The 19,894-nt window shown below is 33.9% G+C and carries 21 protein-coding genes and 1 pseudogene; 6 read left to right on the plus strand and 16 right to left on the minus strand.

What is annotated here, in order from left to right; all coding sequences use genetic code 11:
* Positions 1–202: 202 nt before the first annotated feature.
* The 9 genes and pseudogenes from ACSVDA_RS03920 to ACSVDA_RS03960 all read right to left on the minus strand — a co-directional run bounded on the left by ACSVDA_RS03920 (position 203) and on the right by ACSVDA_RS03960 (position 7,920).
* A pseudogene (locus ACSVDA_RS03920) lies at positions 203–1,182 on the minus strand (beta-ketoacyl-ACP synthase 3).
* A gap of 326 nt (positions 1,183–1,508) precedes the next feature.
* Positions 1,509–2,027 (minus strand): GNAT family N-acetyltransferase, encoded by a 519-nt coding sequence (locus tag ACSVDA_RS03925; RefSeq protein WP_485881017.1) that lies wholly within the window; start codon positions 2,025–2,027, stop codon positions 1,509–1,511.
* 265 nt (positions 2,028–2,292) lie between these two features.
* The gene (locus ACSVDA_RS03930; RefSeq protein WP_485881019.1) at positions 2,293–2,619 is read right to left on the minus strand and encodes a hypothetical protein; all 327 of its coding nucleotides are present in this window, start codon (positions 2,617–2,619) and stop codon (positions 2,293–2,295) included.
* Positions 2,616–3,224, minus strand: coding sequence for a zinc dependent phospholipase C family protein (locus ACSVDA_RS03935; protein WP_485881021.1), 609 nt, complete (start codon positions 3,222–3,224; stop codon positions 2,616–2,618). Before ACSVDA_RS03935 ends, ACSVDA_RS03930 begins: the two co-directional genes overlap by 4 nt.
* Positions 3,225–3,425: 201 nt before the next feature.
* Positions 3,426–4,496 carry a serine hydrolase domain-containing protein gene (locus ACSVDA_RS03940; protein WP_485881022.1) on the minus strand — a complete coding sequence of 357 codons (1,071 nt, stop codon included), beginning with the start codon at positions 4,494–4,496 and terminating at the stop codon, positions 3,426–3,428.
* 176 nt (positions 4,497–4,672) lie between these two features.
* The gene (locus ACSVDA_RS03945; protein WP_485881023.1) at positions 4,673–5,224 is read right to left on the minus strand and encodes a cysteine hydrolase family protein; all 552 of its coding nucleotides are present in this window, start codon (positions 5,222–5,224) and stop codon (positions 4,673–4,675) included.
* Positions 5,225–5,306: 82 nt separating this feature from the next.
* Positions 5,307–5,744, minus strand: a complete 438-nt coding sequence (locus ACSVDA_RS03950) for a MarR family winged helix-turn-helix transcriptional regulator (RefSeq protein ID WP_485881025.1) — start codon at positions 5,742–5,744, stop codon at positions 5,307–5,309.
* Between the two features lie 205 nt (positions 5,745–5,949).
* On the minus strand, positions 5,950–6,501 hold the full coding sequence (locus ACSVDA_RS03955) for a flavodoxin family protein (protein ID WP_485881026.1): 552 nt from the start codon (positions 6,499–6,501) through the stop codon (positions 5,950–5,952).
* 417 nt (positions 6,502–6,918) lie between these two features.
* Entirely contained in the window at positions 6,919–7,920 is a 1,002-nt protein-coding gene (locus tag ACSVDA_RS03960; RefSeq protein ID WP_485881027.1) for an ABC transporter substrate-binding protein, read from the minus strand.
* A 163-nt stretch (positions 7,921–8,083) separates the two neighbouring features.
* Here ACSVDA_RS03960 and ACSVDA_RS03965 point away from each other — a divergent pair, with 163 nt between their 5' ends.
* The 4 genes from ACSVDA_RS03965 to ACSVDA_RS03980 are packed head-to-tail and all read left to right on the plus strand — an operon-like array spanning position 8,084 to position 11,727.
* A complete protein-coding gene (locus tag ACSVDA_RS03965; protein WP_485881029.1) occupies positions 8,084–9,085 on the plus strand; it encodes a FecCD family ABC transporter permease in 1,002 nt (333 codons plus the stop codon).
* Entirely contained in the window at positions 9,082–10,140 is a 1,059-nt protein-coding gene (locus ACSVDA_RS03970; RefSeq protein ID WP_485881031.1) for a FecCD family ABC transporter permease, read from the plus strand. The genes ACSVDA_RS03965 and ACSVDA_RS03970 overlap by 4 nt, the downstream gene beginning before the upstream one ends.
* Before the next feature lie 14 nt (positions 10,141–10,154).
* Positions 10,155–10,985, plus strand: a complete 831-nt coding sequence (locus ACSVDA_RS03975) for an ABC transporter ATP-binding protein (protein WP_485881033.1) — start codon at positions 10,155–10,157, stop codon at positions 10,983–10,985.
* On the plus strand, positions 10,966–11,727 hold the full coding sequence (locus ACSVDA_RS03980; RefSeq protein ID WP_485881035.1) for a hypothetical protein: 762 nt from the start codon (positions 10,966–10,968) through the stop codon (positions 11,725–11,727). Before ACSVDA_RS03975 ends, ACSVDA_RS03980 begins: the two co-directional genes overlap by 20 nt.
* A gap of 190 nt (positions 11,728–11,917) precedes the next feature.
* On the opposite strand, the gene ACSVDA_RS03985 is transcribed toward ACSVDA_RS03980, so the two are convergent.
* From ACSVDA_RS03985 to ACSVDA_RS03995, 3 genes are read right to left on the minus strand one after another with little or no spacing between them, the layout of a single operon-like run.
* On the minus strand, positions 11,918–12,334 hold the full coding sequence (locus ACSVDA_RS03985; protein WP_485881036.1) for a VOC family protein: 417 nt from the start codon (positions 12,332–12,334) through the stop codon (positions 11,918–11,920).
* Between the two features lie 40 nt (positions 12,335–12,374).
* A complete protein-coding gene (locus ACSVDA_RS03990; RefSeq protein WP_320209232.1) occupies positions 12,375–12,737 on the minus strand; it encodes a VOC family protein in 363 nt (120 codons plus the stop codon).
* Between the two features lie 59 nt (positions 12,738–12,796).
* Positions 12,797–13,444 (minus strand): RNA polymerase sigma factor, encoded by a 648-nt coding sequence (locus ACSVDA_RS03995; protein WP_485881196.1) that lies wholly within the window; start codon positions 13,442–13,444, stop codon positions 12,797–12,799.
* A gap of 199 nt (positions 13,445–13,643) precedes the next feature.
* Here ACSVDA_RS03995 and ACSVDA_RS04000 point away from each other — a divergent pair, with 199 nt between their 5' ends.
* Entirely contained in the window at positions 13,644–13,859 is a 216-nt protein-coding gene (locus ACSVDA_RS04000) for a hypothetical protein (protein WP_485881037.1), read from the plus strand.
* 169 nt (positions 13,860–14,028) lie between these two features.
* Here the strand turns inward: ACSVDA_RS04000 and ACSVDA_RS04005 are convergent, their stop codons facing one another.
* Entirely contained in the window at positions 14,029–14,613 is a 585-nt protein-coding gene (locus ACSVDA_RS04005) for a TetR/AcrR family transcriptional regulator (protein ID WP_485881039.1), read from the minus strand.
* Positions 14,614–14,904: 291 nt separating this feature from the next.
* Between ACSVDA_RS04005 and ACSVDA_RS04010 the strand changes: the two genes are divergently transcribed.
* On the plus strand, positions 14,905–15,591 hold the full coding sequence (locus ACSVDA_RS04010; RefSeq protein WP_485881041.1) for a hypothetical protein: 687 nt from the start codon (positions 14,905–14,907) through the stop codon (positions 15,589–15,591).
* Positions 15,592–15,946: 355 nt separating this feature from the next.
* On the opposite strand, the gene ACSVDA_RS04015 is transcribed toward ACSVDA_RS04010, so the two are convergent.
* The 3 genes from ACSVDA_RS04015 to ACSVDA_RS04025 all read right to left on the minus strand — a co-directional run bounded on the left by ACSVDA_RS04015 (position 15,947) and on the right by ACSVDA_RS04025 (position 19,890).
* The gene (locus ACSVDA_RS04015) at positions 15,947–16,726 is read right to left on the minus strand and encodes a nitroreductase family protein (protein WP_485881042.1); all 780 of its coding nucleotides are present in this window, start codon (positions 16,724–16,726) and stop codon (positions 15,947–15,949) included.
* Between the two features lie 655 nt (positions 16,727–17,381).
* Positions 17,382–18,587 (minus strand): type III PLP-dependent enzyme, encoded by a 1,206-nt coding sequence (locus ACSVDA_RS04020; RefSeq protein WP_485881044.1) that lies wholly within the window; start codon positions 18,585–18,587, stop codon positions 17,382–17,384.
* A 76-nt stretch (positions 18,588–18,663) separates the two neighbouring features.
* Positions 18,664–19,890, minus strand: a complete 1,227-nt coding sequence (locus ACSVDA_RS04025; RefSeq protein WP_485881046.1) for an MFS transporter — start codon at positions 19,888–19,890, stop codon at positions 18,664–18,666.
* Positions 19,891–19,894 lie beyond the last annotated feature (4 nt).

Below are 19,894 nucleotides of genomic sequence, written 5' to 3' on the forward strand. Positions count from 1 at the left end.
TAAACTCACCTCAAGATGGAATATCACCTAGTATAAATCGGTTTTCAAAACACCCACTTAGTCTTTTTGTTTAAGCAAAATAGCAACAAGTAATATGAAAAGAGCCTTATTTATTGATTATCTAAAAATCATGTAAAACCCCACAAAATATTCCAAATAGAATTTCATTCGTTTTAACAGAGAGTCAAACAATTTACGATATTCACTTAACAGTCCACGATAATATAAGACCCAAATGTGTAAGTCCTCCACCAAACCCATAGAGTAATAAAGTATCTCCATATTGGACTTTCTTTTCTTGAATTCCTAAATGTAGTGCCAATGGTATAGATGCAGATGACGTATTTCCAAAATACTTCATACTAGTCAAAGTTTTTTCTACCGATAATCCCGATTTTTCACATATTGATTCTATCATTCTTAAGTTTGCACTATGGGGGATAAACCAATTAATATTTTCCATTTGTAAATTTGTATTAAGCAATAATTGCTGAATTCCTGTTGGTACCGTACGGGTTGCCCACTTGTATACTTCTCTTCCATTTTGCACCATCTTACCTGATGTATTCAAAGGCTTGTTATCCATCTTAGTAGCAAAAGTTGATCTATATACATGTATACCACCATCTCCATTTGCACCCATATGGCTACCTATAAAACTAGGATTGTCTAGATCATATTCAACCAGCATAGCCCCTGCACCATCTCCAAATAATATACAGGTTGTTCTATCGTTATAGTCGGTCACTTTAGATAAAGTCTCTGTTCCAACTACTAAAACCTTTTTATGCTGTTCAGAAGAAATTAAACTATTAGCTAAATGTAAGCCATACGTAAAACCGGCACATGTTGCATTCAAATCAAATGCTCCTGTACTGTTAATATTAAAGTGACTTTGAATTTGACAAGCTACACTTGGAAATGCGTAGTCAGGAGTGGTTGTTGCTACGATAATACAGTCTACATCCTCTATGTCTTTGTTGTAGCTTTCGATTAGGTGATCGATTGAATAGCTAAATGAGATGCATACATATCTTCCTCTGCTATGCGCCTTTCCTTTATACCCGTTCTTTGAACAATCCATTCATCATTCGTATCTACCATCTTCTCTAAATCTTCATTCAATAATCTTCTTTCTGGAACATAAGTACCTATTGCTGTTATGCGTGCTTTAGATGTCATTACTTTTAGTCACCTCATTTTTTTCTTTAATTACAACACCAGATATTAGCACCTGGTATAAAATTAAAAAATGAATAGATAGGAGATCTCACTTTCGCTTACCCTCCTCAAAAAATGAAAAAACATAATTAGAGCTTAATCTCAGAGAGTATTTAAAATTAATTACTCCCCCTTTTAGTCTACCTATATTTTACAATCAGTCCTTACGATTGAATCGAAAATAATGACAACAAAAAACAACACCTGTTATGCTATTTTGATTAAATTACTAGTGCTGTTTTTCTACATGACCATGATGTTAAAAATCATAAAATTCCTAAAGAGCTTCATGTTTCATAAAACAATCTATATTGTATTAGTTTCCCATTAGTCCCTAAAAATTCTTCATTACCTACTCTACTAATTTCTTTAAATCCCAATTTACCAAGCATTTTTTTGGAACGAACATTTGCTTCATGGGTTTCAGCGTTAAAAACTGTAATTCCTAACTCCTCGAACCCATATTGCATCATACATTCAGCAGAATAAAAACCAATTCCTTTTCCCCACAATGCGCTCTCACCAATTGCAACGCCAAGTTCGGCAGTATTATTGTTAATACTAGCTAAGTCTGCGTATCCAATTAACCGATCATGTAACGTTATGCCCATACGAACAAGCTCTTCAGACTTATTATTTACACAATTAAGCCACCACTGATATAGTTCCTTAGAGTTTTGATTGTACTCCCAACCGTTTGCTAAACAAAAAGATTCATCCTTACTCCAATATAAGACACTGTTATAATCAGTCATTGTTAAAGGCCTGACGTTAATACAATGTAAAACCCTACAATTACTATTCACTACTTCCTCCCAAAAATCGATATTCTAAGTAAAAAAATTAATATATTTCTTCTCAAATGTTGTCTTCCATTCGAACTTAATGTGAATACCGGAGAACCATTGAAATCCATTTTATACTAATCATTTCAAGATCTTTTCTCCTCTACTTATGATCGTAGCTTCTATTAGGTTTCTCTTATTTTCCTCTGTGCACCAAGACATCTAATAGGACTAGGGTAGCAACACTTGCAGTCTTTCGTTAGTAAAAATAGCAACAAATTTTAACCTAGTTAAACAAGTCTAACCACCATGGATAATCAAATTGTCCTTCTGAAATTTGAAAAAAATGTCCGAATATACCTAAATAAGTGATTCCTGATTCATAACCTAGCATTAGTGTATACGTTGAAAATATAACGAAATCGATTCTTTCAATTTCGACTGGTATATTCTTTGGTGGAGGTGGCATCTTGTCATATTTTTCTTCTGAAAATGCTGTAAAATCCTCTGTTGTTGGGTTCGTTATAGTCAACGCTATTAACATAACAACAATGACACATACTAAAAGAACTATTTTCTTCTTTTTTCTCACTATTCCCTTGCTTATCTTCATTGTATTAATGATTTTATTTTCTGAATTCCTAAGTCAATGGATGTTTCAACATAACCAACAATTTGGTCAAACATGAACACTTGTAATGGCTCATTAAGATCACTTTGTTTAGCATTCATATCCTCCAATATGTATGGTATAAATTCTTTTACGTCATTTTCTGTTAGTTCATCTAGCTGAACAATCTCACTCTGCTTTAATAATAATTCATGCAATTCATTAGTACAGCCATAGTATGTTAATAACTTACTATTTAACAAGCTAAAATCGTTATGGTATTGTTGAAAAATCTTATCATCATTTTCCATACGGTTTTTTAACCATGGTAAGTAAAATCCTTTTAACCATATATGATCAGCAATTAGGTGCGTGTAGTAACCTAATATATAATGAGATTTTTTGTAAGAGCTATATTTATGTAAAAATGCTTTGTAATCAATACTCCTTGAGTAATCATTTACATCTCCCTTATAGAAATGTGATATATCTTTAGGTGAAACTGCATCAGGTGCAATCCCACCTAAAAGAAAAGTAGTTTTATCTTTAATTGAGAATTGTTCAGCAATACGATTTGCAATTAATAGATGCATGATTCTTGAACCCATAGCTTTCTCTTCCTTTCAAACCTTCTTCTTAGGTCTCTTGGTGTGAACCTTGTTGTTATTTTCACTTCATTTTCACAGCTTAAGAGGAGGACGGTTACGTCTATAACTTTAAAGAAAAGGTACTACATGTACCACTTATATACGTGTTTATACCTTAGTAAGAAGAACAACAATCTATGTGAAAACAGCTTTAATAAATAATTATGCTAAATGCTCTAAGTAGATTGATTCGGCAATATCCTCATTTATTAAGCCAGTTAGTTTTAATAATATTTTGATTATTCTTGTCGTTGTTAGTTGAATTGTAGAAAATACAACGATTCCTATTTGTTTTTCCTTAAGAAAACCACAGTACGTATGAAATCCCAGTGTCGTTCCACCATGATGAATAATCGGAGAAGAGCTCCATTTTTTTTGCTCAATAAACCAACCTAAACCCATTTGCATGTTTTTCTTCGAAGAGTTCCCATGTATTTCATGTGTTAACTCAATTGCGTCTTTAAGCGAGCTTTCTTTCATCCCCATTTGGTGTTCCAAATAGATTAACATATCATTTAAAGTGCTTCTAAATGCACCAGCACCTTGTATTGAAGGTAATTCAATAGGAGGTATCATAACGCCTTTTTTGTTATAAGTTTGTACATAACGTTTCATTTGTTCTTCATTGCCTGTAATAAACGTGTCTTTCATGTTTAAAGGATGTAAGATATGCGTTTTAATTGCTTCCTCATAAGTCATTCCAACAATTTCAGCTAATACATTCCCTAATAATCCAATCCCAATATTGGAATAACCCCATTTGGCACCAATCTCTTTTTTTAAATCAAAATCAATGAAGAATTGATGTAAATCTTCATGTGTGTAATGCTTGTAAAAATTATCTTTATCTTGTTTATTTTCTTTTATCCTTTTACGTAGCTTTTTCATATCTTCCCTTGGTAGACGTGAACTATGCGTTGAGAGATGCCGAAAGGTAATATCTTTACCATCATAACTGAGTGCATTTTTGTATGAGGGTTTATATGATGATATTGGTTCATCTAATGAAATTTTTGTTTCTTGGACTAGTTTTGCTAACAATAAACTAGTAAATGTCTTTGTTGTTGAGCCTATTTCAAATATACAATTCCCAATTTCTCCTTCATTCAAGTCGTGATAAAACTGCCCGTCTGTAAATTTACCTTCTGGTGATACAACACCAACCGCTAAACTTGCTTTCTTAGCACTATCTAGTTCTTTTTTTATCAACTTATGAGTCATTGTATTAAGCACTGTCATTCCTCCTCAACATCATTATTGGCTGTTTCCGTATAGATTTCGGATTTTTTAATAAAACTAGCGTGTCAAAAATCAAACAGCATCACAGTCAAAATTTTTAAGGGTTGCCTTGTAAGGAATACAGAAAACATAACCTACCTATCTTGATTTATCTTTTCTTCTATAGCCTATTAATTAACAGCCTTCTCAAATAACTGAGAAGATTCGATAATGCCAACCCCTTTGGAGTTCAAATACTTTAAGGACTTCTCTCTCTTTGAATCATTCGCACTTGCTACTGCATCTCTTACTACTGTTACAGTGAAATTCTTACGAATGGAGTTGAGGGCAGTTGCAGCTACGCAAGCTTCCGCAAATAAACCAACTATAACTATATGATTAATTCTGTTAGCAGTTAAATATGAAACAAGATCTAAATTACTTAACGCATTCGATTTGTTTTTTGAAAAATAAATATCATTCACCATTAGTAATCTCTCATCTAACTCCGCACCTTCACTTCCTTTTAGTGCTGATTTTTTTGTAAAGAAATTTACAATAAATTGGTTAGATTCATATTCATTACCTATATACACAACAGGTATTTCTCTACTATCAGCTTTCTCTACAATATTATTAATATTAGTTAACATCGGTTCTATGTGATGCGTTGCTACTGGCATTCGAGCTTTTTCACTAATAAAGCCCTTTTGAATGTCAAGTACAAGTATAGCCACGTTCATTTTCTAATCCCCCACTTGTTATTAATCCAATCATTCAGTAACACTTCTTTGTCATTCTACCTTCTCATATATTGAATCAATGCTAATTTTTTTCAGACATGACGATGCCATGCAGTTTTTTCACAATTGCATAAAATTGTTCGGCTTCAGTCTCATCTAACTTAGAAAAATACTTTTCTATAATTTTGTTATCAATTTCTTTAGAAGCTTGATATAGTTCCAACCCTTTAGTATCTAGGTTAATATGAACTTCTCGTCGATTGTCAACATTTATTTCTCGCTTAATATATTTATCTTGTTCTAGCTTACTAAGAAGTTGACTTACTCCACTTGTAGATATGTTCATCTTCTCGGCTAAATCTTTTACAGTTATATTATTGAATGTTTGAACAATGTTTATTAGTACAGATTGTTTTGGAGTTAAATCAAACTGAAGCAGCGATTCAATCTCATGTATTAGAGAATTATTGATTTGTTCTAATAGCATAAAAGCATCTTTAAAATATGTGTTATTACCCATTATATTCACCACCTAAATTGTTTATATATATAAAATGTTTAATTTGATTATATGTTAGATGTTATTATTTGTAAAGTTAAAAGTTGGTAAGAACCAAAAAAGAACTGTCAAAAAATCGACAATTCTACAATAATAAAATATTCAGATTTATATATTTATACTCTTTTAATAGCAAAGCTTTCTTTATAATTAATTAACTACTCAATTAAATTACTTCCAACTGTGTTTTTAGCTTATTGTTAAGATATGCTGCTTTCGAAAGTGCTTCTTCATCCATCTTAACGTCCATCGGTTCGTTTCCTTGACCTAAAAGATAATCAACAAATTCCATATTGACAAAGTCAAAAATATAATGAAATTGTTGAATTAATGGTAGGGCTACAATTTTCTTATTCCCACCAGTAACGACAACGTATGCCTTCTTTTTACTCATTTCATCTTTAAAGTTGAACCTTTCATCACGAAGGTATTGTGACCAACGATCAACAAAGGTTTTCATATGTCCTGACATACCATACCAATATAACGGTGTTGTAAAAACAATTACATCATGGCTTAATAACGACTGAATGATATCCTCATAATCATCCTCAACTAGGTGAAATCCTTCTTCAGTATGGCGTTTGTCTACAATATCCTTAATATGATAATCATGTAAATATAGTTTTGTATAAGCTACATCTTGTAGCATCTGGTCAGTAAGATATTCTGAATTCCCATTTTTTCTAGAACTCCCCAATATATTTAAAATTCTCATCATAACACTCCCATTCTTATTAAACACTTCGATCATGTTACCTATAGATAACATATGCTATTCATATTATATAGAAGATAAGATTGTCCTATAAAAATTATGAAGATGGTTGAACAGCGCTGTATATTCCATAATTATACATCATCATTAAAATCCTGCAAGAAATAAGGCTTATACATAAGAAACACGGTGAGTAGGAATATTACTTTTTAAAGTTAGGTGTCATTTACCTTGGTATGAAGAAAAACACGTAAGTAAATCAATAATTCATGCACAAACAGCTTTATTACATTATTTTAGAACGACTTGGTGAGATTTTTAAGTTTATTTCATTGTTAATATAAAAACTCACTCCCTAAGTTAAAAATAATAAAAACTCGGAATCATAGATGAGTTTTTATTATTAAGATTGTACTATTAATTTTCTTCTAAGAAATATTTTTCAATATCATCTAAAAATAAGTTCGCTGCTTTAACACCGCCTGCTGTGTTCCAAATTGCATCATTTACTCTATAGATATTATTGTTTTGTACAACATTTAAATTATTAAATAGTGGATCATTAATCCACTCTTCTTCTAATTTCTTTGCTTCCCCTTCTTTATCTGCAGGATCATATGTGAAATAAAATAGAATGTCACCATCCATTGCTGGGATACGCTCTTTCGTCACATTTTTTTCTGCAAAATCCGCAATATCCTGACTTTCAGGTCGAGCAAATCCTATTTGTTCAAGAATTACTCCTGAAAAAGTATCTTTATGATAAATTCGAACATCTCCAGGCATGAAACGAACGATTGACACCTGTTGGTTTAATTTATCACCTAGTTGATTTCTTAAATTTTCAATTCGATTATTGAATTCTGAAATGACTTCCTTACCTTGCTCCTCTTTATTAACCGCTTTTGCATATAGCTCAAAGTTATCTTTCCAATCTCCTCGCAATGTTTCTGCAAATACTGTAGGAGCAATTGCAGATAGTTGTTCATAAATCTTCTCATGGCGCATTTTATTACCAATGATCAGATCTGGTTGTAGTGATAAGATTGTTTCTAAACTCGGTTCCATTTCTTTTCCAACACTCTTTACACCATTCATTTCTCCTTGTATATGATCATACCAAGGGTCACCTGTCCACGATTGAACGGCTCCAACCGGTGTGATACCAAGTGATAATAAGGCTTCTGTTCCTTCATTCGTTAAAATAACAATTTTTTTTGGCGTTCCTTTAACTTCTGTTGTCCCCATTGCATGTTCTACTTGATAAGAACTGCTTTCAGTTGTAGTTACCTTCTGTGTAGCTTCTTTACCACTAGACGTTTCACCTTCTGTATTAGAGCAACCTACAAGTGTTAGAATTGCGATGAGAAATACCCCAGTAAGAAATGAAGATAAACGATTTGATTTGTATGTATTCATGTGCCCCCCTATTTGATAATGATTTTCATTCCTGTTTAGATGTTAGAGTATATTTTCGGCTTTGTCAATATCTAAATGAAAATGATTATCAAAGTCATTGACATTCTCTTTTTCATCTCCTACACTTAAAAGAGAATTCGGTAAATTGAGGGAGAAGTAAGAAATGTTACTAACAAATAATAGAGGGAAAATGTTTGGATTGATCACTAGCTTATGTATTTTATTGTTGTGTATCGGGCTTAGCATTATCCTTGGCTATACTGATACAGGTGTTCAAACAGCTATTGAAGCCTTCCAACAATTCGATGGTTCGAATGAGCATATTATTATTCAGCAAGTGCGTCTACCAAGAGCATTAATTGCTGCTGTAATTGGAAGTAGCTTAGCCATTGCAGGAGCCCTCATGCAAGCATTAATGAAAAATCCACTCGCTTCACCAGATATTATAGGTATTAACGCAGGTGCAAGCTTTTTTATCGTTGTTGCACTAATGGTTTTTTCAGTCAATTCATTGCAAGCGTATACTTGGATCGCTTTTGCTGGTGCAGCTTTTGCATCATGTATAGTATATGTTTTTAGCAGCTCAGGAACAGGCTTGACTCCAATGAAATTAACACTTGCAGGTGCTGCCATAGCAGCGTTGTTTTCTTCTTTAACTCAAGGGTTGTTAGTGATGGACGAATCTGCCCTTGATCAAGCACTATTTTGGCTAGCTGGGTCGGTTCAAGGTAGAGATTTGGACATTTTGTTCACAGTATATCCTTACCTCATAGGTGCGACAGTTCTAGCTTTCATTATTTCTCCAAAAATTAATGTCTTAACGATGGGGGAAGATGTGGCAAAGGGGCTCGGACTACGTACAGGAGTAGTTAATTTAACGATGACGTTTTGCTTCGTTTTACTTGCGGGGGGTTCTGTAGCAGTAGCTGGTCCTATCGGATTTATAGGTATTATCATTCCACATATCGTACGCACATTAGTAGGAAATGATTTCCGGTGGATTTTACCTTATTGCGGAGTCTTAGGAGGCATTTTGTTATTATTAGCGGACATAGGGGCTCGGTACGTCATTATGCCTGAAGAAGTGCCTGTTGGTGTGATGACTGCTTTTATCGGAACACCATTTTTTATTTACCTTGCTCGAAAAGGAGTACACTCAGCATGAATAAATATTATCCTTTACGGGTTGGAAAGCAGAGAATATCGCTGATACTTGATAGACATGCCATTAAGATGACTTCTTTATCTTTCATGTTATTATTACTCATATTCTTAATTAGTAGCGGAATGGGAGAACAGTTTTTACAACCATGGCGTGTAGTGGCTATCTTATTAGGTCAAGGAGAAGCATATGAACAACTCGTCGTTCAGTCATTTCGTATGCCTCGAATTTTGATCGCTATCCTTGTCGGTATGAGCCTTGCTGTAGCTGGGGCTATTTTACAAGCTATTGTCCGAAATCCACTCGCTTCACCAGATATTATTGGTATTTCAGGTGGCGCATCAGTTGCCGTTGTTTTGTTTTTAGTTATATTTAGCGATGTAAATAATGCTTTAACAGTTAGCATCAAGTGGCTTCCGTTAAGTGCATTTGTAGGTGCAACTATTGTGACCATTTTGTTATACATGCTAGCATGGAAAAACGGTCTTTCTGCTCTACGTCTCGTATTAATCGGTATTAGTTTGTGGGCGTTTACAAAGGCTTTGACAACTTTACTAATGATTATTGGTCCAATTTATCAAGCTAGCCAAGCAAATGTTTGGATAACAGGATCTGTATATGGTTCTAACTGGGAAAACGTATGGATACTGACCCCCATTACAACTTCACTGTTGTTCATAGTCATGATCATGATAAGACAGATTAATATTCAAGAACTAGGTGAAGAAATTGCGATTGGTGTGGGTACTCACATACAAAGGCAACGCATATTATTATTATTATTAAGTGCTGCGTTAATCGGAACTGCAGTGGCATTCGCTGGAGGTATCGGATTTGTAGGTTTAATGGCTCCTCACATCGCAAGAAGACTTGTTGGATCTTCATTTGGTGCATTACTTCCTTTATCAGCATTAATTGGTGCTATTCTTGTCCTATTAGCAGATACAATTGGGCGAACAGTCTTTCTTCCTATTGAAGTACCAGCGGGTGTTTTTACAGCAATTATTGGAGCACCATACTTTATTTATCTATTATATAAACAGCGAAACGGTATGTAAAAGGGGTGGGCAAAGTGAAAGCATTAGAAACAAAATCATTGACGGTATCATATAGTGATTCGATTATTATAGATGAATTAGATGTAACTATCCCAAAAGGAGAAATTACAGTATTTATTGGAAGTAATGGATGCGGGAAATCTACCCTTCTTCGTTCATTAGCTCGGCTTCTGAAGCCCCGAGCGGGAACAATCTTCATTGAACAAGATGCTATTGTTAAATTACCGACTAAAGAAATTGCTAAAAGATTAGCTATTTTACCACAAGGGCCTATAGCTCCTGAAGGACTTACAGTCTTACAATTAGTGAAACAAGGAAGATACCCTTATCAAACTTGGTATCGCCAGTGGTCTGAAGAAGATGAAAAACTTGTCTCCCAAGCACTTAAAGCAACAGGTATGGAGGAACTATCTGATCGTTTTGTAGACTCATTGTCGGGTGGACAAAGACAACGGGCTTGGATTGCCATGACGTTAGCTCAAGACACAGATATAATTTTATTAGATGAACCGACGACTTATTTAGACATGACTCATCAAATAGAAATATTAGATCTATTATTTGAACTTAACGATAAAGAAGATAGAACGATTATAATGGTTCTTCACGATTTAAATTTAGCTTGCAGGTATGCTCATAACGTGATCGCTATCAAAGATAAAAAAGTGTTTGCTCACGGGAAACCGGAACAAGTGATTAACGCTAAGCTAGTTATGGAAGTCTTTCAAATGAATTGTGATGTAACAGCTGATCCCCTTTTTGGAACACCAATGTGCATTCCACACGGGAGAGGCAGGCGTATATTAAATGAGGTGAAAAAGCATCATGAGCTCGTTTACAGCTGAAGAATTAAAGATCTTACAAGAGGAATACCGATTATCAATAACAACTAAACCTTCATTGTTGTCAATTTACACAGAAGACTTACTTGATGAACAAATATTACACAATTATTTAGTTTATATTAAAGAGCAAACTAAGTCTGCTAACATTATGGTAGCTAGCTCTCTTTTTGTGAAAAGATACAGCTTTGCGGTTTTAATTGCATTATATGCGATGAGTGCACTAAATAAAAAGGTGGACTTTTCGATTAAAAATGTAGCTATTGAATCGCTGGAAGAACGTGAGACACTTTGGCAGCCATTTTTCAAGTTGAACAACGTATCAATAGAAGACGCGTCTGATCGTAATCGGATCAAGTGGAGAAATGATATTTTAACACAAGTTTTTTCAAATCACATAGACGTTTTATTTTCGTTAATAAATAAAAAATGCAAACTATCCATAGCCATAATGTGGGAAAACCTATATATATACATAAAGTGGATGTATGAAAAACTGTTAACTGATTGTCAGTATAATCACTTACAAGAAACGATTACTGATGATTACAATTATTTGTTACAAGAAGCGCCAAGTCCTTTGTTTGGTTCACATGATCATAACCCATTTTCGAAATTCAAAAAATCAAAACATAACATTCAACCAGCTTATAAGCGGACAAGCTGTTGTTTATCATACTTAGTTGGGGATCAAAGAAATTTTTGCAAAATATGTCCCATTGTTCATGACAGAAAGCAAGCTTAAAAAATCTCTAATTAAAATGAGTAGGGTTTGTATTGGAACAAACCCTACTCATTTTAAAATTCTTTTCATAATGCTGTATTCCCCAATGAGTATTGCTTAACGTACCAGAACTAAAACGCGTATACATCAAGCAGGAAATTTACACAATTAATTATTCAATACACTTTTCCGAGGGTATCAAATATATCATTTAATCAACTTGGTATTTTTCTTTAAACACAGGACTCAACTCACTCCATACATCAAACTTATTTCCATCAAGATCATAAAAAACAAAATTGTTACCTGGGTGCCCACGATCTTCAATTTCTCCTACTCTTACTCCCTTTGCTTTAAGTAAGATATGAAACTTTGCTAATTCACTATGCCCATTTACCTCAAAAGTCATTGTAAAATGTTCATATTCATTATAATCGAGAAACCCTATTCTTTCTCCTTGCTTTGCTTTCACAAGAAAAAAACTTTGATTGGCTAAGTCAAGTATTACCTTATCATGATTCAAAAATGTTTCTTTCGCTCCAAGGTTTTGCTGGTACCACTCTGATGCCTTCTTGGGATCTTCTACTGGTACATATGTAGTACCCACTCTTTGTATGAAAGTACTCATTGTGTCTCCTCCGTGATTGATCATAAATTATATACAGCTCCTAAAATGTCACAACACCCAATATATTTCCGTCAAGGTCAAACAAATCAAAGAATCTCATTCCGTCTCCTCCATGGATTTCACCTACTTTATTCCCTTGATTTGTTAAATAAGTATGAAAACTATCAACATCTTCACAGTAAAAATTAAAGGTTTGATGATGAATTTGTGGCATTGTTTCAACCTTGTATAAGGTTAAGGCAGTTTTCAACTCCCCTCCATCATTAAATCGAAAACCTACATATTGCCCGTCACTGCTTCGGTATACAACTTTAAAAGGAAAAGTCTCCATATACCATCTTTCAGATCTTTCAATATTTGTTACTGGGACAAAAACACTATCAATTCTTTTAACTGTTTTCATATAAATCGCCTCCTTTATATAAATAACGGCATAAAACATAAAAAAGATACGGAAAAAATTTATATTTTTTCTTTGAAAAAAAAACGATTCCCATCAGGATCGTACAACTCAAATGTAAAGAACTGATCATCTCTATTTACCTTTACACCTCGAGAGACAAGGATATGATAAGTAGTAACTATACTCTGAAAATCGTTCTTCTTTAAGCTGTTTAATAAACGATTAAGGATCGTTGGTATAGGGTCGTTACTCTTCATTTGAACACTTTTCATTTTTGTTAAAGTCATTCTACCTCTATTTAAAGCAGCTTTAACTGCCCCATTAGTCATTTCTAATAACTCAGCTATATCTTTTGACTTAAACCCGAAGTATTCTGTGAGTAAAATAATTGCAGCTTGTTTGAAAGGTAGTAGGGAAATGAGTACTTCTACAGAATCAATTAAACTTATGTCAGTTATTTTTTCAGCGATACCAACCTCTCCATCAATAACCTCCCTCTTTGTTTTTTTGATCGTGTCTCTCCATTGATTTGTTGCTGTTTTAAAAAGATACCCTTTTGGGTTAGGGTGATCGTTGAGCCTAGATGAACGTTTAATAACGTTTAAAAGCGTATCTTGGTATAAATCATCACCATCCCATGGCGTACCTGTTAACATACGACAATACCTCTTCAATTCGGGTAAATATTCATTAATATAAGGCTGCATTTCCACACCATACACTCCTAAACAACCTAGTAACTTCCATTTATATAATCTAATTATTTCAAAATAAGTAAGTTTTAACAATCTTTATTTTCTGCACTAATCGTAAACTAAGTGGCGTGGTTAATATACTAGAGGAATAATGATGTTGTTTTATGCAACAGTCATCGTTGTACAGAAGAAAAGATGACACGAATGGTAGATGTATAAGTATTTATATCATAGAACGAAAACAACACACAATGCCAAAAGAGCCATATATAACATACTAATCTTGTTTTACAAAACAAAATTACTAAAGGCGGGTTCTAGTCTATTAAGAAAATCTCTATATATGACTGTAAACTGTGTATTTCGTGAGGCCAGAAAGCAACAGACAGCAGATGAGAAAAATAAAGATACACCAAATCTTGCATAAGAATAAATAAGAAAGCACTACATATCTCAAATCAAAAAAAGAGGACATGCTAGTGCTACAGGAGTGGAGTAGATAGTCGGGAGGTTTTTGGTTAATTAGACATGGACTCCGTCTTTTTCTTTGTAAGGTCCAGCCTACCATAACTAAATGAGTGTCTAATATGTATATACTATGTTGTATGAGATATTTCAGATAATTGTATAGCAGAAGTTGGTAATCTAAATCTCATCAGTTCAAAGAAAACTTCTCTAATCGTTTCAATATTTTCCTTCATTCCGTTATCAACCCATTTATCCAAAATACTTAACATAGCACCTGCATAATATGAAGGTGCATAATAATGTGCCGCCTCACTTAGGTTCATGAATGCCTTGCAATGCATTTTATGGCCAACATCTTCAATTTCTTTTTCTAAGATTCGTAGTAGACCTGATAATTCTTGATTTTTCAGCAATATAATCAAGTCTATATTTTCATTCCAAATACGTAGATATGTGTCCATAATGTAATTGATTGGATCTATATCATCGTTGAAAGGACTAAGTTGTTTTTCATAAAGTAATGCAATATGATGACTAATTACTTCTTCTTTTGATTCATAGTTTAAATAAAAAGTTTTTCTTGCTAATTCAGCTCTCTCTACTATGTCTTTAATTGTAATACTCTTATAACTTTTTTCTTTTAAAAGTTCGATTAGCGCTTCTCTAATCAAACGCTGAGATCGTTTAGATAATTCATTTTTAGTCTCTTTCATATCAAACTCCTCATATAATACACATCTTTATAGGGTATGTGTATACTTTTAAAATTCTATTGACCAAACAATTTTTCATTATTATACTTCAAATCAAGATATTACACAAATGTGTATACTTTTAACGTTTCAATGCTGTAGATAGCGATTCTAAGGAGCTTCAAAACAATAATTTTATTAATAAAAAATACGTGGTAAGTAATAATTGCGTGTAATATTTAAAATTTATATATGTTTTTTCATAACATTTCAAATTGCGATATATCGCACAAAATTTCAGGAGGAGATAAAATGAGTAAAAAAAATGACAGCAGTAAATATGCCTATCAAGGATTAGAAACAAATGGTTTTTTTCTAAAAGGAAGTTTACCAAAAGAGAAAGCCATAGAGTTAGCAGGCAGGGATTTTTCGTTTCAACAAGTTGAAGACAATAGAGTGGGTTGTGCTTTAATGGTCGTTAGAATAGAGAATATGAAACCGTGGAATATACCATTAGTAAACATCAAATATCCAGAAGCAGCGTGGTTATTAGATAAGGGAAATGGTGACTATTTAGCTGTCAAAGCGCAAACAACACTCTCTATGCTTCCGGCCTTATCAATGTCAGACAACTATAATACAGATATTGGAGACATCTCTCTTAACAAAAATGGAGAAAATGCCAATGTAATTGTGACATCAAGAAAAAACAGTTTCACTGTAGAGTTAAATGAACCGTCAGAAAATACAGAGTTTGATAAGACACTCATAAACAACTTATGGACACGCAATAAAAAAGGCAAATATTATCGCATACCTTGGGCTCCAAATGAAGCAGAAGGTATCTACCAAATGAATTGTCAAATAACCGATGATAGCCTTGGAAAAAACATGTTCGGTCACGAAGTTGTGTGGAATGAAAAAGCCATATACTTCATAAATCGTCGACATAGCTGTGCTCCATCATACGCAGACCAACCATTTAGTGAAGTACAATAATGAACACTAGAAAAACTTAATTAGAGCATGATTTATATAAACCACTCTTTACGATGCTAGAACAGAGTGGTGTATTCTTTACACTTTCTTATTTGTGATAGGTTCACCACTATTATTTACGAGGCAAAAAATAAACCATTGGAATCAATTATTCAATTTTATAATACGCTAATATCTCATAAAATTGTTAATAAATTGTCAAACTGACACTCATTTGCTGTTGTTTGCTGAACCCTTCTTGGAGTTATTATTCCCACTACTTAAATAGGTGCCTGACCCTAAGAATATTAAAACATAGTAACATACTAGGGCAGGCACACAATAATTAATAGCTTTTTAACAATGGCAAATTAAATCAACCATTCTTCATGAAATTCTGACTTTCTAAGTAATTAAGCACGGTCTGTGAAAATTCGTGATGGGATTCTTGCGTATATTTTGCAATGGTATAGACTTCAGCAAGATTTTTCAATCCCAATTGTTCTGTCATTTCCTTTAGCTTAGGGTTATCCATATAACGTTTCCAACCCTTCTCATCTCTTTCTTTATAAATATCCAAAATATCATCATTTGAATAATCTTGATACTTATCATAATGAACAAGCCCTTGCTTTGGTAGTCTATCACGTGGAGCAGGGTCTTCTGCCGGGTAACCTAATGAATACCCAACAACAGGTACTACGTTTGGTGGTAAGTTTAATAGTTTACCAATTTGATCGCAATTAGCTAAGGTTGAGCCCATATAGCAAATTCCTAACCCTTCATCTTCTGCTGCTAAAGCACAGTTTTGCGCTACTAACGTAGCATCGATGGCACCGATCATAAAGCTCATGAAATTATCAAAATGTACAGGAGCATCATTAAGCGTCAACCACTTCCTCATGCGATTAAAATCCGCACAGAACGTTAAAAGAATAGGTGCATCCACAACCATGGATTGATCCATATGTGCACTATATAATTTTTTCTTAAGCTCTTTATCTTTTGTAACGATGATCGAGTAAGGTTGCATATTGCCACTAGAAGATGCACGAATACCCGCATCTAATATTTTTTCTAATAATTCTTGACTAACTTCCTTATCTTCATATTCTCTTATGGATCTGTGCCCATGAATAACGTCATTTAACTCCAAAAGATCACTCCTCATATGACAACTTAGACTTTTTTTACTTTTGCTTTTTCTACTAAACTCTTTCCTATTATATATGCCTTCCACCAAAAAAAACAAATTTGCAATAATATTCTACATTTTTTGAGGCTAATTTATCAACAATTAAACTAGATTGCTTCTTTAAAATTAAGTCCATCAAAATAACTTGTGGTTTTAAAATATAATCTATATATATAAAGTCTTTACTTTCATTTGTAAAAAAATATTTTCTACCAAACCTAATAGATTAACCAACTTCAACTTCAATTGACATAACTTCTCTTATAAAACATGTAACGTGCGTCTCATTACTTTATATATTTCTACTCTCCACGAAAATAACTACGAACACTCGTTTAAGCAAATGCGACAAAAGCTTTTATTATGTATTTTTTGCTTCCTCATTTACCATGTAATTAATCATGCTCATTAGTTCAATATTATAAAACCTATAGTGCAATATGCAAAGGGAACCGTGTTATTCTCTGAGGACTGTACCTTTACAGATTGTTAAATCTTATTTCATAAACTATGGGATTAAGGTGTAAAATGCCTATCAGTTTTTCTCGCAATTTTATTATGCTTTGCTACACGCAAAAAAGATGCACTTTATCTTCTGATAATTCACCTATAACAATTAGCCCTTTATTTCGTTCGTTTCGGCTTGAATATAAATATGCTCTGGATGAGGATGGCTAAGAAAATCATGATGTGATATTGACCATCCATATGCACCTGTATAACTAAACAGAAGTATATCTCCAACTCTAAGCTTTGACACATATACTTGTTTTGCTAGAATGTCATTAGGAGTACAAAGCTCCCCTGCTACTGTTATAACACCATCATTTAATTCGGGACGTGTGAATGGATATGCCCATTGATCTATCGGGATGATAGTAAAAGGGTGACTTTGTTTCCAAGCTGCTGGTAACCTAAAGTGATGACTCCCTCCTCGAACGACACAGAAATGATGGTTGTGATTCTGTTTAATATCTAACACTTCAACTGCATAGTAACCACATGATGAAGTGACATATCTCCCACATTCGAACAACACTCTTCTATTAGAATCATTCTGTTTTGTTAGCACATCTTGTAGCTGCGTTGTGAAATCCTCCCAATCAAATTGCTGTTCGACCTCTTTGTAATTTACCCCTATTCCGCCACCAACATTTATATATTTACTGTCCATTTCACACATTAACTCCCATTTTTTCACTTTGTTAAAGCAATGATCTACAAAGTCTGCATGAGCTTTGGAGTCAAAATTATTTGACATTGCATGAAAATGAAAACCGAGAAGTTCTATATTCGATAAACCTTTTGCTAGGTTAACTGCGCTTGGAATGTCATTTTCATCTATGCCAAATTGTGTAGGGACACCAGACATCTTTAATTGAGCATTAGGAACCGAACTTCTCAAATTAACACGTAGTAATATTGACACAGTTATAGCTTTTTCTTCTGCGATATAATTTAACAATTGTAATTCATTAATACTCTCAACATGAAACAAGGACACACCATAAAAAATGGCACCTTCCAGCTCTTCTCTTGTTTTAGCGGGGCCACCGAATAAGATTGGAATATGTTTATCAATTGCTCGTACTTTTTCGATCTCTCCTAATGAAGCTACTTCAAAGCCAGGAACAATTGGTGCTAGAGTTTTTAATAGTGTTTCATCTGAATTAGCTTTAATCGCGTAAAATAATTGACACGATGAAGGGAGTGTTGTCACTAACTGTTTCGCATGAGTACGCAAATGTTCTAAATCATATACATGCGCACAAAAGGGTTTTTCACATTCCGACTTAAGAGACTTCACAATGTTTTCAATCATTCTTTCATTCTCTCCCGTAATGATATTTTAAGAGCGTCTAGAAAAGTGGACAAATAACTGGCTCTTTAAACACTCTCTATAAATAATAGATTTGTCTTCTATACGTAACAACAATAATAGTAGAAACTATACAGCCTAAACCCATGACGACTCCTGCCCACATCGTTCCAGCCCAAGTAGCAATTGTTCCAATTACTAGAGCTCCTAACGGTATGAACCCTCTATCCATTAAGGCGATGCTTAAAATTCGCCCACGCAGTCGATTTGGAACTTGCATTTGTATAGTAATTCTACTCATTGTTCGGTAAATCTGACTCGTTAAACCAACAAGGAACATCGCGATACTAGCAATGAATATATTAGAAGTAACAACAAATAAAAGCAATGATCCTCCGAAAGCAATTATAGAATAAATTAACCATTTCCCAATATTGTTAAGCTCTCTTCCAATAGATAGCCAGCAAGATCCAACTAGTGCACCAATTGAAGAAATCGCTAACAGCATTCCAAAACTACCAGGTCCTAACTTATATAATTCTTTAACAAATAGTGGCATCATCGTCGTATAAGGGAAGCCAAATAACATTGGCACAACCGCTAATATGAGTAGTGACTGTACCGTTGGAGTTGTTTTTACAAATGCTATTGCATCAGCAATCGATGTAGGATGATTTACTTTCCTATTCACCTCTGAAAGTGATTGATATCGAATCATTAATAATGACAAAATGACGCCAAACATACATAGGGCATTTAAATAAAATAGATTCGCAATATTAAGCACTGCAAGTAACAACCCTGCAATAGCTGGGCCAATAATACGAGCTAGATGAATAATCGTTGTATTGATCGCTATTGCACTGGCCATGGAGTTAGTTGGTACTAGTTCTGGTAACAATGCTTGACGAATAGGAGGCTCCATCGCTGCTAGTATAGCTCTTGCTGTTACAATTATCATAAATAGCTTATAAGACTGCCCACCTTCTACTAGAAAGCCAATCCAAACTGTTAATAGCATCATTCCACATTGCAATAATATTAATAGTTTTCGACGATCATAGCGATCTGCCAACATGCCTCCCGGTACGCTAAAAATAAAAGTTGGTACTAACCGACATGCATTGATGATCGCAAGCTGGAGCGGTGAGGTAGTAAATTGTAACACCGCCCAATTTAATACAACTAAATCCATCCAATCTCCTACACGTGTGACTAAACTGCCACCCATAAAGATGCTGAATGTTTTTGATCGTAACGCAAACCTTGATTTTTGTTGCTCTAATTGTACTTCTACTTGTTCCATTGCT

Origin of the sequence: Cytobacillus sp. Hm23 (assembly GCF_051842895.1) — a bacterium.
GTDB lineage: Bacteria > Bacillota > Bacilli > Bacillales > SM2101 > Nanhaiella.